General features: G+C 74.3%; 8 protein-coding genes, 1 tRNA gene and 1 other RNA gene. 6 read left to right on the forward strand and 4 right to left on the reverse strand.

Translation table 11 applies throughout. The features are described from left to right. Nucleotides 1–116 precede the first annotated feature (116 nt). Nucleotides 117–2,012, forward strand: a complete 1,896-nt coding sequence (locus tag OHS71_RS21775) for a copper resistance CopC/CopD family protein (RefSeq protein ID WP_328481047.1) — start codon at nucleotides 117–119, stop codon at nucleotides 2,010–2,012. Nucleotides 2,013–2,076: 64 nt separating this feature from the next. Here OHS71_RS21775 and OHS71_RS21780 read toward each other — a convergent pair whose 3' ends face one another. Together OHS71_RS21780 and OHS71_RS21785 are read right to left on the reverse strand one after the other, a co-directional pair. Then, entirely contained in the window at nucleotides 2,077–2,562 is a 486-nt protein-coding gene (locus OHS71_RS21780) for an acyl-CoA thioesterase (RefSeq protein WP_328481048.1), read from the reverse strand. A gap of 159 nt (nucleotides 2,563–2,721) precedes the next feature. Then, nucleotides 2,722–3,885 carry a macrolide family glycosyltransferase gene (locus OHS71_RS21785; RefSeq protein ID WP_328481049.1) on the reverse strand — a complete coding sequence of 388 codons (1,164 nt, stop codon included), beginning with the start codon at nucleotides 3,883–3,885 and terminating at the stop codon, nucleotides 2,722–2,724. Between the two features lie 334 nt (nucleotides 3,886–4,219). Here OHS71_RS21785 and OHS71_RS21790 point away from each other — a divergent pair, with 334 nt between their 5' ends. Beyond that, nucleotides 4,220–5,533, forward strand: a complete 1,314-nt coding sequence (locus OHS71_RS21790) for a wax ester/triacylglycerol synthase domain-containing protein (RefSeq protein ID WP_328481050.1) — start codon at nucleotides 4,220–4,222, stop codon at nucleotides 5,531–5,533. A 403-nt stretch (nucleotides 5,534–5,936) separates the two neighbouring features. Here the strand turns inward: OHS71_RS21790 and OHS71_RS21795 are convergent, their stop codons facing one another. After that, on the reverse strand, nucleotides 5,937–6,158 hold the full coding sequence (locus OHS71_RS21795; RefSeq protein WP_328481051.1) for a hypothetical protein: 222 nt from the start codon (nucleotides 6,156–6,158) through the stop codon (nucleotides 5,937–5,939). 363 nt (nucleotides 6,159–6,521) lie between these two features. Continuing rightward, nucleotides 6,522–6,609: transfer RNA gene (locus tag OHS71_RS21800), tRNA-Ser, on the reverse strand. Nucleotides 6,610–6,680: 71 nt separating this feature from the next. Here OHS71_RS21800 and ffs point away from each other — a divergent pair. From ffs to OHS71_RS21820, 4 genes are all read left to right on the forward strand, one after another. Beyond that, an RNA gene (ffs, locus tag OHS71_RS21805) (signal recognition particle sRNA small type) lies at nucleotides 6,681–6,779 on the forward strand. Between the two features lie 91 nt (nucleotides 6,780–6,870). After that, nucleotides 6,871–9,291, forward strand: coding sequence for a DNA polymerase III subunit gamma and tau (locus OHS71_RS21810; RefSeq protein ID WP_328481052.1), 2,421 nt, complete (start codon nucleotides 6,871–6,873; stop codon nucleotides 9,289–9,291). Between the two features lie 139 nt (nucleotides 9,292–9,430). Next, complete coding sequence (gene purD, locus OHS71_RS21815; protein WP_328481053.1) at nucleotides 9,431–10,717, forward strand: phosphoribosylamine--glycine ligase; 1,287 nt, start codon at nucleotides 9,431–9,433, stop codon at nucleotides 10,715–10,717. Between the two features lie 332 nt (nucleotides 10,718–11,049). After that, a complete protein-coding gene (locus OHS71_RS21820) occupies nucleotides 11,050–13,155 on the forward strand; it encodes a hypothetical protein (RefSeq protein WP_328481054.1) in 2,106 nt (701 codons plus the stop codon). The last annotated feature ends 177 nt before the right edge of the window (nucleotides 13,156–13,332 follow it).

Raw genomic sequence — 13,332 nt, forward strand, 5'->3', positions numbered from 1 at the left:
CCGGCGGTCGGTCCGGAGCCGGCCGTCAGGCCGACGGGAGCCGCGGAGCAGGCCGATCCGCCGACGGGCGGCCCGCAGTCCGGCGATCCCCCGGCCGAAGGGGACTTCAGGGCCTGGTGCTGCTGGGCACCGTGCTGGTCCTGCTCCTCCTCGGCGGCGGACCCGCCTCCGCGCACGCGGCCCTGCGCAGCGCCGACCCCGCCGACGGAAGCGTCGTCAGGACGGCACCCAAGTCCCTCACCCTCACGTTCACCGAGTCCGTAGGCCTGCTCGACGACTCCTTCCGCGTCTTCGACCCCGACAACCGGCGCGTCGAGACCGGCCGACCGGGCCACGCGGACGGCCGCGCCGACACCGCACGGGTCGAGCTCCCCGGCAAGCTCGGCACCGGCACGTTCACGGTGGCCTGGCGCGTGGTGTCGGCGGACAGCCACCCCATCGCCGGCGCCTTCACCTTCTCGGTGGGCAAACCGTCCGCGATTCCGCCCGCCCTGCCGAGCACCTCCGTGGAGAACCCGGTCACCGGAGGCCTCTTCAACGTCGGCCGCTACGTCGCCTATCTCGCCGCCGCGCTCCTCATCGGCACGGCCGCCTTCATCGCCGTCTGCCGTCCGCCGGACGTACGGCCGCTGGGCAGGCTGCTGCTGGCCGGCTGGTGGGCGCTCGTCGGCTCGACGGTGTTCCTTCTGCTGCTCCGCGGCCCGTACGAGACCGGCGCCGGCCCCGCGCGGATCCTGGACCCGTCGGGGCTGACCCGCACGCTGGGCACCCGGCCGGGACTGGCCCTGCTGGCGCGCCTCGCGCTGCTCACGGTGGCCGCGGTCCTCCTCCTGAGGCAGCGCAAGGCCCTGCGGGCGCAGACCGGGGGAACGGGGGACAAGCAGCGGGGGCCATCGCGCGCGACCCTGCTGACCGGCGCCGCGCTGACGGTGGGTCTCGCCCTGACCTGGGCCGCCGCCGAACACGCGTCGGCCGGTATCCAGGTCCCCGCGGCGATGACGTCCTCGGTGCTGCACCTGCTCGCGATGTCGGTGTGGCTGGGCGGCCTGGCGGCCCTGCTCACCCTGTTCTACCGCGCGTCCGTCCCGTCCCGCGTGGTCGGCCGTTTCTCGCAGGTGGCCGGCCTCGCGGTGACCGTCCTGGTGGTCACGGGCGTCTACCAGTCCTGGCGCGGCCTCGGCTCCGTGTCCGCGCTGACCGACACGACGTACGGGCGGGTCCTGCTCGCCAAGCTGGCCGCGGTGACGCTGCTGCTGGTGGCGGGGGCGCGGTCGCGGCGCACGGTGACAAGCGAGAGGACGGCGAGGAACGTGACGGCGGAGGCGCCCGAGGAGACGCACGTGCGGGAGGAGCGGCTGCCGGAGCCGGTGGGCGGAAGGGCCCGCGGCGGGGCGGACGGCCTCACGAAGGGCGCGGCCCACGACAGGGCGGACGGCCCGGCGGACGGCGTGTCACCGCCCGAGGAGCCCCGGCCGCCGGCCGGACCGGCCCTCACCCCGGCCGAGGACGCCCAGCGCAGGGCGCTGCGCCGCTCGGTGCTGGCCGAGGTCGTCGTCTCCGTCGTCGTACTCGTCCTCACGACCATCCTGACGGGCACCCTGCCGGGCCGGGCGGCGGCCGAGGCGGCGACGGCGGAACAGTCCGCCGGGCTGCCCGTGGCCTCCGTGACCGACATCCCCTTCAGCTTCGGGTCCGGCGATCCCGGCGTCCGTGGTGTCAGCGGCAAGGTGCAGGTCACCCTGAACCCGGGCCAGGTCGGCGACAACGGGCTCCAAGCGGTGGTCTACGGCCCGGACGGCGGTTTCGTCAGCGTCCCCGAACTGCGCGTCTCCTTCACCCTCCCCGGCCAGGACATCGGCCCCCTCGACGCCAAGATCACCGACCGGGGCGGCTACTGGGCCGCCGACTCGGTCAATCTGCCCATCGCCGGCACCTGGGAGATGAAGGCGACGATCCGGGTGTCGGACGTCGACCAGGTGAGCGAGTCGAAGCCGGTACGGATCGAGCGCTGAGGCCGCCGGGCCGGCTCGGGCCGCGCAGAGGGCCGGGGCCGCGCTCCGGACGCGGTCCGGCCGGTCAGTGTGCCGGGTCCGGGGTGGCGTGGCGGGCCGCGAGGGCACGTTCCTCCTCCTCGAGCCGACGCGAGCACCGGGCGTCCGGGTCGTAGGCGACGGCCGTGCTCACGCAGGTGCAGAACACCCGGGCGTCCCGCGTGACACGGCTGGTGACGCGGAGGGTCGAGCGGCGCAGGTCACCGATGGTGGTGACGATGGTGACCGGCTCCGGCTGGAGCACGAGGGGTTCCATGTAGTCGAGCTCGTGGCGTGCGTAGACGAACCTCGGGCGGATCTCCTGCCCGGGCAGTCCGGGACGCAGATAGAACATGTCCATGTGGGCGTCCTGGATCATCTCCAGCAGCCGGACGTTGTTCACGTGGTTCATGGAGTCCAGGTCGCTCATGCGCACCTGGCGGAGGTAGAGGTGCGGTCGGCAGTCCGACGCCTCGACGGGTGGGCGCCCGGTACCGGTGCGGCGGATGTCGGGCGCCAGGGCTTGGCTCAAGGGGTCACTCCTCGGAACATCGGAACAGGGCCCGGCACAGGGGCCCGGCACAGGGATCCCGGCACGGTGGGAGCCCGGCACGGGAGGGTCCCGGCTCGTGGCCGGTACGCGGTGCCGGTGTCCGCTGTGATGGTGCCGGGGCGGCGGGGACCTGTGCGTCTACAGGGCCCGCTCGATCGCGTCGGCCGCCGCGCCCGCCCCGCCGGCCGCCGCGATCTCCCGGCGCATCGCGGACACGCCCGCGCGGATGTCCCGGTCGCAGGAGACGCGCAGGACGGCCTCGCGCAGCGCCTCGGGGGTGACGCTCTCGCGGGGCAGATGAACGCCCAGCCGGAGCCGTTCGATCCGGTCGGCGTTGACCCGCTGCTCGGCCATCTGCGGCACCGCCACCAGCGGGACGCCGTAGTACAGGGCCTCCATCGTGCCGCCCATTCCGGCGTGGGTGACGAAGGCGTCCGCGTGCGCGAGCACCGCCAGTTGGGGCACCTGGGGATGGACCTCGACGCTGTCGGGCAGCGGCCCCAGCCGGTCCCGCGGGACGGCGGGGCCGACGGACATGACCACGTGCCAGGGCAGCTCGGCGAAGGCCTGGACGCAGGACCGGTAGAACTCCGGCCGCCGGGTGAACTGCGAGCCCAGGGAGACGAGCAGGACCGGCAGGTCGGGCCGGGGAGGCTGCCAGGAACCCTGGTAGGAGCGGTCCCCGAGCGCCGGTCCGACGTACGCGACGCGCTGTGCCGCGACGGTGTCCGCGCGGCGCTGGAAGGAGCGGGGGAAGAACGCGACGGCATGTGCGGGCCGTACGAGGTCGTGGATCCGCGCGGTGTCGATGCCGTGTTCGGCGAAGGCGGCCGCGAGCCGCCCGAAGCCCGGCAGCTGGGGGAGGCCGGGCACGTCGAAGAACTCCGGGACGATGCCGTCGTAGGCGAGATGGGTGGGTGACGCGACGACGATCGGGACCTGCCAGCGCGCCCCCAGCATCAGGCCCGCGAAGGCGTACACGTCGCACAGCACCAGGTCCGGACGGTCCGTGCCGAACGCGCGGGTCAGCGCGGGCAGGGATGCCAGCGCGACCTCGACGACCTGCGCGAACCCCTCGGCCATGTCCTCCGGCGCGTCCGAGCCGTCCCCCGCGTCCGGGTAGAGGACGGGCTCGGCGCCGGCCGCCTTCACCTGGTGCACGAAGTCCTCGGTGACGGCGTAACTGACCCGGTGCCCCCGCCGTACGAGCTCCTCAACGACCCCCAGCGTCGGATTGACGTGCCCGTGCATCGGAACGTTGAAAACGGCGATGTGCGCGGGATTCGGATGAGTACCAGGCACGACACGCAACTCCTGTCCGGCACGGAGCCGGGGCGGGGGACTGGGGGACGGTGCGCCCGAACGGCGGACGCGGAGTCCTGATTAAAGGCGCAACGACACCGCTCCTGACCGCAAACCTGCGGCAGTGTCACCCCATCAGGGAGCCTTGGCGGCCGTGCGTTGACAGCGCCGTGACCCTTGCGGGGCAACCGCGCGGCACCCGAGGAGGGGACGCCGACGCGGCGGACGTGACCGCCGGTCCGATCGGCCGTTGGGGGGTACAGGACGTCGTCCCCCGGCGGCCGGCCCACCGGACCGGCCCACGGCGGGGACGGCTCATGACAGGAGCAGTCTCATGCCCGGATCGCATCTGCCCTTGATGGAAGAGGGGATGGCCCGCTGGCCGTTCGGCCCGCCCAACGCCGGGATCGCCCTGGACTTCGTGGGCGCCCCGCCCGCGCTGGACGAGCTGCGCTCCCTGGTGGAAGAACGCTGGAAGGCCCTGCCGAGGCTCACCCAGACCCTGGTCGCCCCCGGCGGTGTCCGGACCGGCCTGGGCCGGTGGACCGGCCGGCACCGCTGGGCACGCCGGGACGACCACGGCCCGGCCCAGCAGGTCGCCGGCGCGGACAGCACCCTGCGGGAGGCGGTGAACCACTGGTTCCACCGGCCGTTCCCGGCCGGCCGGCCGCCGTGGAGCCTGCACCTTCTGCGCGGCACGACGGAAGGGGAGTTCTCCCTGCTGTTCCGGATGCACCACAGCCTGCTCGACGGCCGTTCCCTGACGACGCTGCTGCGCGCCCTCTTCGACGACGGCCGGCCGCTGGAAGAGGCCGCGTCACTGGCGGTGCCCGGCCCCCGGCGACGGACCGTCCGCCCCGGCGTGACGGCGAGCGGCCCGCCGGGCCTGCTGACCACCGGCCGCGCGGTGCCCCTGCCGCACCAGGGCGCACGGGAGCCCGCGTACACCGTCGTACGGCTGCGGGCCGACGTCCTGCGGGCGGCGCGCGAAGCCGTCCGCGCGGGGGACGCCGGCTCCGAGCGCCCGGCGACCACCAACGAGGTGTTCCTGGCGACGGTCTCCGGCGTCCTGCGCTCCTGCCTGTCCGCCTCGGCCTCGGCCTCCGGCTCCGCAGGCGGCGCGGGTGACGGGAGTGCGGAGCCGAGGCAGGTGTGGCTCTCGGTGCCGGTCGACGAGCGGCCCGACGACTGCGGTGAGTTCCTCGGCAACGCGTTCGCCAACGTCCGGGTGCCCGCGCCGGTGACGCTGTCCGACCCGGCGGCCCGCCTGAGCGCGTGCACCGGTCTGCTGACCACCGTGACCCGGCCCCGGCGCACCTCCGAGAGGCTGCTGGAGGGCACGCTCGCGGCGATCCCGGGGGCGGCCCTGGCACTGGCCGGGGGCAGGATCTTCGCGCCCGCGTACGCCCCGGCGGCCTGCTCCTACGTCCATCTGCGCGAGCGGGGCCAGACCCTGGCCGGACGTCCGCTGCGGCGCCTCACCATCGTCCCGATGGTGCCCCCGGCCGACACGGCGACCTTCGCGCTGGGCGGCTGCACACCGGGCCACACACTGAGCGTCGCCACCAACTCGGGCAGTCAGGACGCCGGCCTGCTGGCGGAGGCGTTCCTCGACGAGCTGACACTCCTGGCCGCCGGAACCCGCTGACCCGTACAGCGACCCGCGCGGGCCGTCGACCCGGACGAGCCGTCCGGCCGAGCCGCGGAACGGTAAGGGCCGCCGAACAGATAAGAGCCGCCGACGTATCGACGTCGGCGGCCCTTTTTGTGACCGGCTGCGAAGCCACTGTCACCGGCCGGGGCTAGCTCGCCTTGCGCTGAGCCGCACCCATGCCGGAGAGGGAGGTCTGCGCGTCGTCGAGCAGGAAGATCTCGTCCTCCCCGAAGTCCGGGGCCTGGAAGGGGTTCGTCGTCGGGGGCGGCGATGCCGCGGTGGCATGGCGGGTCGCCCCTTCCGGAGCGGAGAACAGCGAGGTGGGGTCGATGAGAGGTCTCCCATTCGTTACAGGCCCGTGCGAGGACCTGGTGTGCCGTGACCGGGCACAGCGGTCCTACAGCTTGCTCATCTTGCTGTACGGGCTCAGGATCCGCATTTGCGCCGAACCGAAATCCACGAGCGCGGCGATTCCGTCCTCGATGCCGATCACCCGGCCGAGGCCGTACATGTCGTGCGTGACCTGGTCGCCGACCTCGAAGTGCTTGGGAGCCGGTGCGGCCGGGGCCTTGAAGGGACTGGTAGGCAGGTACCGCTTCGGTGCAGTTGGCTTTGTCATTGCCTCCAGTATGGGCCTGCATGTACCGCTCGTAGCGGCCGTCCGCCCCCGCTGTTCGTCACAGACCCGGCGAGTGAGCACCGCTCCGCTCGAAATAACGACAGCCAAACGCCGCTGACCTGGGCGTTCCACGGACAGCCCTCGAAGGGCCCAGACCTAACCGTTATCTCCGGATCCGACGGCTCGGGAACACGACCCACTCCTCCCGGGCGTCCGGCGCGCAGGGCTCCGGCTTTCCGCTCCGGCCGACGGGGGAAGACCGCGCGGGGTGTCCCGCCTCGAACGGCCGGGAGAGCCGAGGACAACGACGAAGGGCCCCACCGCGAACGGTGGGGCCCTTCGACATCGTGCCCGGTGAGGCACTGGCGGAGGATACGAGATTCGAACTCGTGAGGGGTTGCCCCCAACACGCTTTCCAAGCGTGCGCCCTAGGCCACTAGGCGAATCCTCCGCGGCAAACAATACAAGACGTTGAGGAGTGCTCGCGAACTCGTTCCCCCCGCTCAGATCCTGTAGCCTGTGCGCAGCCCCTCACGCGGCGCTATCTGACTGAACTCCCCCAGGGCCGGAAGGCAGCAAGGGTAGGTTGGCTCTGGCGGGTGCGTGGGGGGCGCTTGCGTTCTCGGCGGGGCCGGGACGGGTGCGCGTGGGGGCCGGGCGGCCGGGTACGCGCGGCGACCTGATGTCAGTGGTCGCCTATAACCTCGTATGCGTGTCGTCTCTCGCGCTGTACCGCCGCTATCGCCCGGAGTCGTTCGCCGAGGTCATCGGGCAGGAGCATGTCACCGGCCCGTTGCAGCAGGCGCTGCGGAACAACCGGGTCAATCACGCGTACCTGTTCAGCGGGCCGCGTGGGTGCGGGAAGACCACCAGCGCGCGGATCCTCGCCCGGTGTCTGAACTGCGAGCAGGGGCCCACGCCGACCCCGTGCGGGGAGTGCGAGTCGTGCAAGGACCTGGCCAGGAACGGGCCGGGCTCGATCGACGTCATCGAGATCGACGCCGCTTCCCACGGCGGTGTGGACGACGCCCGTGACCTGCGGGAGAAGGCCTTCTTCGGGCCCGCGCGCAGCCGCTACAAGATCTACATCATCGACGAGGCCCACATGGTCACGCCGGCCGGTTTCAACGCGCTCCTCAAGGTGGTCGAGGAGCCGCCGGAGCACCTGAAGTTCATCTTCGCCACGACCGAGCCGGAGAAGGTCATCGGGACCATCCGGTCGCGGACCCACCACTACCCGTTCCGGCTGGTGCCGCCGGGAACGCTGCGGGACTACCTCGGTGAGGTGTGCGGCAAGGAGGCCATCCCCGTCGAGGAGGGCGTGCTGCCGCTCGTCGTGCGCTCCGGGGCCGGATCCGTGCGTGACTCCATGTCCGTCATGGACCAGCTGCTCGCCGGTGCGACCGAGGCCGGTGTGACGTACGCCATGGCCACCTCCCTGCTCGGCTACACGGACAGCTCGCTGCTCGACTCCGTCGTCGAGGCGTTCGCCACCGGTGACGGCGCCGCCGCCTTCGAGGTCGTCGACCGGATCATCGAGGGGGGCAACGACCCTCGCCGCTTCGTCGCCGACCTGCTGGAGCGGCTGCGGGACCTCGTCATCCTCGCCGCCGTCCCGGACGCGGCCGAGAAGGGGCTCATCGACGCCCCCGCCGACGTGATCGAGCGCATGCAGGCCCAGGCCGGCGTCTTCGGCGCCGCGGAGCTGAGCCGCGCCGCCGACCTCGTCAACGAGGGCCTCACCGAGATGCGCGGCGCCACCTCGCCACGTCTCCAGCTCGAACTGATCTGCGCGCGCGTGATGCTGCCCGCCGCCTACGGCGACGAGCGGTCCGTCATGGCCCGCCTCGACCGCATCGAGCGCGGGGTGAACTTCTCGCCGGGCGGCGCCGGGCAGGGCACGGCGCAGGGAGCGCCCGTGATGCCGGCGATGGGTTACGTGCCCGGGCCCGAGGTGCACGGCGGTGCCGCCGTGGCTGGGGGCGCGCCGATTCCGCCCGGTGGCGGAGCCGCTGCCGCCCGCGCCGCGGTACGGGGCCCCGGCCCGGGCGCCGGGCAGAGCAGTGCCGGTCCGGGGCAAGCAACGCAGGGTCAGGCAGCGCAGGGCCAGGCCGCACAGGGTCAGTCTCCCGGCCGAGCGCAGGCGCCCGCCCAGCCTCCGGCCGCCCCTGCCCACACGCCCGCTCCCGCTCCCGCCGCGGCCGCCGCCCCACCGGCGGCGGAGGTTCCGGCCGCGAGCCCTCAAGCTCCCGCCGCCGCTCCCCAGGCGCCTGCCCAGCCCGCCCCCGGCGCCTGGCCCACCGCCACCGCGGCGGGCAGCGGGCGCCGCCCCGGCGGCTGGCCCACGGCAGCGCCCGCGGGTGGCGGCGGACGGCCCCCGGCGGCCCCCGCCCCTGCTCCCTCCGCCACGGCCCCGACCGGTCCTGCGACTGCCGCCCCGACCCCGGCGGCCACTCCCGCGCCCCCCTCCGGCGCCTACGCGCCCCCCTCCGGCGGCCTCGACCCCCGCATGCTCTGGCCGAACATCCTGGAGGCGGTCAAGAACCGCCGTCGCTTCACCTGGATCCTGCTCAGCCAGAACGCGCACGTCGCGGGCTTCGACGGCACGACGCTCCAGCTCGGTTTCGCCAGCGCCGGCGCCCGCGACAACTTCGCGAGCAGTGGCAGCGAGGACGTGCTGCGGCAGGCGCTGGCCGAGCAGTTCAGCGTCCAGTGGAAGATCGACGCGGTCATCGACCCGTCCGGCGGCTCGGCGCCCCCGGCGACCGGCGGGTTCGGCGGCGGCAGCGGAGGTGGCGGCGGGGCCGGTGCGCCCGGCGGCTACGGCAGCCCCGGAGGCCACAACGGCCCCGGCGGCCACGGCGGTGGCGGACCGGCGGCCCCGCCGGGAGGGGCCCCGCCCCAGCCACCGGCCGCCCACGGCGCGCCCCCCCAGCAGGCTGCCCAGGCGGGCCCGTCGGCCCCCTACTCGGCGCCGGCCCCGTCCCGTCCGGCCGCCCCGGAACCGGTGGCCCCGGAGGACGACACTCCCGAGGACGACGACCCCGACCTCAACGAGTCGGCCCTCTCCGGATACGAACTGATCGTGCGCGAGCTCGGAGCGACCGTCGTGGAGGAGTTCACCAACGAGTAGTCGGCGGACCCGGGACCGGGCGGAGCGGACACAAGGGGAGGACACGGGGCGTCTTCGGAGGAACCTACGAGGTCCTCGCCCGCCGGCTTTCGGAAGCCCGCACAAAACGCCCCGCCTCCCGCCCGTTAGGCTGACCCCCGTGAACGTCCTCGTCATCGGCAGCGGCGCCCGCGAACACGCCCTGTGCCGCTCACTGTCCCTCGATCCCGCCGTCACCGCGCTGTACTGCGCCCCGGGCAACGCCGGCATCGCCGAGGTCGCCGAGCTGCACCCGGTAGACGCCCTGGACGGCGAGGCCGTGTCCGCGCTCGCCGTCGAGCTCGGCGCCGAACTGGTCATCGTGGGCCCGGAGGCGCCGCTGGTCGCCGGGGTCGCCGACGCCGTGCGCGAGGCGGGCATCCCGGTGTTCGGCCCCTCGAAGGAGGCCGCGCAGCTCGAAGGCTCCAAGGCGTTCGCCAAGGACGTGATGGCCGCGGCCGGCGTACCGACCTCCCGCTCCTACGTCTGCACCACCCCCGAGGAGGCCGCCGAGGCCCTCGACGCCTTCGGCGCTCCGTACGTCGTCAAGGACGACGGGCTGGCCGCCGGCAAGGGCGTCGTCGTCACCGACGACCTGGCGACCGCCACGGCCCACGCGGCCGCCTGCATGGCAGTGCCTCCCACGCCGTCCAGGCAGGGCGGAAGCGTCGTGATCGAGGAGTTCCTCGACGGCCCTGAGGTCTCCCTCTTCGCCGTCACCGACGGCGTGAGCGTCGTCCCGCTCCAGCCCGCCCAGGACTTCAAGCGCGCGCTCGACGGCGACGAGGGCCCCAACACGGGTGGCATGGGCGCCTACTCGCCGCTGCCCTGGGCCGACCCGAAGCTGGTGGAGGAGGTCCTGGAGACGGTTCTCCAGCCGACCGTGGACGAGCTGCGCCGCCGCGGCACCCCCTTCTCCGGACTGCTCTACGCCGGCCTCGCGATCACCAGCCGCGGTATCCGGGTGATCGAGTTCAACGCCCGCTTCGGCGACCCCGAGACGCAGGTCGTCCTGGCCCGCCTGAAGACCCCGCTGGCCGAGGTCCTCAAGGCGGCCGCCACCGGCGAACTGGCCGACCTGCCGCCCCTGCGCTGGAGCGACGACGCGGCCGTCACGGTCGTCATCGCCTCCCACAACTACCCCGGCACCCCGCGCACCGGCGACCCGATCACCGGTCTCGCCGAGGTGGCCGCCGTGGACGCCCCGCACGCGTACGTGCTGCACGCGGGCACGAAGTACGACGGTGACACCGTCGTCAGCGCCGGCGGGCGCGTGCTGTCCGTCACCGCGACCGGCACCGACCTCACCGAGGCCCGCGAGCGCGCCTACCGGGCGGTCGCCCGCATCGGACTCGACGGATCCCAGCACCGCACGGACATCGCGGCGAAGGCGGCGACGGGCGCGTAGCCGCTGGCCGAGCGGAACCTCACCGACCTCGGAAACCTCTCAGGCCCCGGGTGGCCGTGGAACTCCTCGTCGAGGACCCATGGAACCCGGGGCCTGATCGTTGTCCACCGCCCCCCACCTTTCCCCAAAGCCATTCCATCGTGTGAGCGCTGAGCTATCCGGCTGACGTGGGCCGGAGCGCCAACTAGGGTGCGGCGCAAGCGTTCCGGTACTCGTTCCGGCACTTGGCCCACCGGCATTGCGATGTCGGTGGTCGGTGCCACAGTGGGGGAGTGAGCACTGCGAAGACAGCCGGGGGAAACAGGACAGCCGAGAGGGGGTGAGGTCCGGTCGTGACCGGTATCGGTGTCGAGATGGGCGCGCAGGCCGCCCGTGCCCGGGCGCTGGCGGTGCTGCGCATCCGAAGCCGGGCGCTCGCCGTCGCGCTGCTGCCCGCGGCCGCCGCCGTGATCCTCCTGGCCGGTGGTTCCACCGGGCACCTCGTGGGCCCGGGGTGGGGAGCCGCCCGCTGGGCCGTGTCCGCCGTCGCGCTCGTCGTCCTGCTCGCCGCCGGTGTCATCGGCCTGGTCGTCGCCCGCGCGCGCCCCGCCGTGAGCCCCACGGTCACCATCGCGGAGGAGGCGGCCCCCGACCTGTACCGGCTGGTCCGTGACCTCGCCGACCGTCTCGACGTCCCCGCGCCCTCCGCGATAGCGCTCACCCCGGACTGCGACAGCTGGCTGGAGGACCGCACCCATCCGGCCCACGGCCCGTCCCCATCCCGCGGCGCTGACGAGATAGCCGGCCCGGGCGGCTCCCGCGGCCCCCTGCACCGCCGTGCGACAGCGGCACCGGTCCTCGTCATCGGCTCCCCGTTCCTGTGGTGGATGCGGGTCGGCGAACTGCGCGCCGTCCTGGCCCCGGTCGTCGCCGGTACAGGCCCCTCCGCGCACCCCGACATAGCGGCGGCCCGGCGCTTCGTGCGCGGGCTGGATGCGGCCGTGGCCGTCTGCGGCTACCGCGGCGTCCGGTATCCCGTGCTGCGTCCGGCCTGCTCGGGCATCGGCTGGGTCGCGCGCGCGATGCTGCGCGGCTGTCAGACCCACGCGGGCGAGATGGAGCGCGGGGTGGCCGCGGCGGCCGCCGAGCGTGCACAGAGCGTGGACTACGGGCTGCGCATCGTCGCCCAGGAGCAGGTGGGTCTCGCGTACGCGGGCTGGGACCGTCTGCTGACGCGCGTGGCGCTGCCCGCCTGGCGGATGGGCCGCTGGCCCTCCCGGCTGGACGCGGGCGTCGTCGCCGCCCTGACCGAACTGTCCCGCCGTGACCGGCTGGCCGAGGGGTTCGCCTCCCGCCTCGGCGAGCGCCCCGCCTGCGACCTGCTCGAGGAGCCGGGCACGATCGACGAGGCCGCCTCCCTGCTCGCCGCCCGCCTCTTCCACGGCGGCCCCGCGGACCCGGGTCCGGACTGGTCGCCGGTGGCCTGGGAGGACTACCCGGACGAGGTCGTCGACCGCAAATGGCGTACCGACGCCGCGCGGCTCCACCGCGTCCTCGACGCCCTCGGCGTCCGCCGCGCCCCGGGCCTCACCGCCCTGTCCCATCCCGGCAGCCCCAGCGGCCCCACCCTGGCCCGCGTCCTGGACCACCTGACGGACCGGCCCGACGACGCCGACGCGCCCCACCCCCCGAACCCGGCCCCGTCGGCTGCCCCCCGCGGGACGGCGACACAGGCCGGTACGCCCTTCGCCCCTGGACCCGAGCCGGCACCGTACCCGTCCTCCCCCATCGACGCGGGCCCCCTCGACGCAGGCCCCACCGACCCCCCGGTCCCGACTTGGACCCCCACGCACCGCCCCACCACGCCGGCCGCCACTCCCAACACCTCTGCCTCCCCCGTCACCCCCGTCTCCGGCCTGGGCCCAGGGACCGGCCCCGACCCGGACTCCGGCCCCGCTGCGGACCAGGACCCCGCCCCGGCCCCCGCTCCGGAACCCGAGCCCGCCTTCCTCTCCGATGACGAGGACACCGTGCCTCCCAACCCCCGCAGCGCCGCCCTCGCCGCCGGGCTCGGTGCCGAGCTGGGGCGGGAGGAGGCCGCGGCCTCGGCTGCGGCGCCGCCCGTGCCTGCCGGTCCTCCGCCCCCGGGGCAAGGGCCGGACATGGCCCTCTGGGACGAGGACGCGCTCCCGCTGTTCCCGCTCCAGCCGCCGCGCACCGACCGCGAGCTGCTGGCCGACCATGTCACGGCGATGGTCTGCTGCGCCGCGATGGACACGGTCGGCGCGATCCCCGGCCTCGACTGGCTCGACGGCCCCACCCTCCTGGTCGACGGCGAACGCGTGGCCGACCTGACCCCCCGGGTGCTCAGCCTCGTCGAGGAGGGCGACGCGATCCCCCTGCGCACCTGGCTCGTGGAGCGCGGCATACGCCCGGAGAAGCCGGTACGCCTCGGCTGAACCCGCCCGAGCCCTCAGGCATCCGAAGCGCCCCACGCGCTCGTTCGCTCCCGAGGACCTCCACGCACCCGAAGCGCCGGCTGCCCTGCTGCCCCCGCCCCGGAATCGCGTCACCCCACACCAGCCCGTCGCCGCCCCACCCCCCGGCGCCACCCCCTCCCCAGCGCCGCCCCCGAG

It is taken from the genome of Streptomyces sp. NBC_00377, from assembly GCF_036075115.1.
Classification (GTDB): domain Bacteria; phylum Actinomycetota; class Actinomycetes; order Streptomycetales; family Streptomycetaceae; genus Streptomyces.

What these genes read in the sequence shown, in the direction of transcription:
- OHS71_RS21790 (WP_328481050.1), top strand. Translation starts at nt 4,220, where the DNA reads ATGCCCGGATCGCATCTGCCCTTGATGGAAGAGGGGATGGCCCGCTGG.
- OHS71_RS21795 (WP_328481051.1), bottom strand. Translation starts at nt 6,158, where the DNA reads ATGACAAAGCCAACTGCACCGAAGCGGTACCTGCCTACCAGTCCCTTC.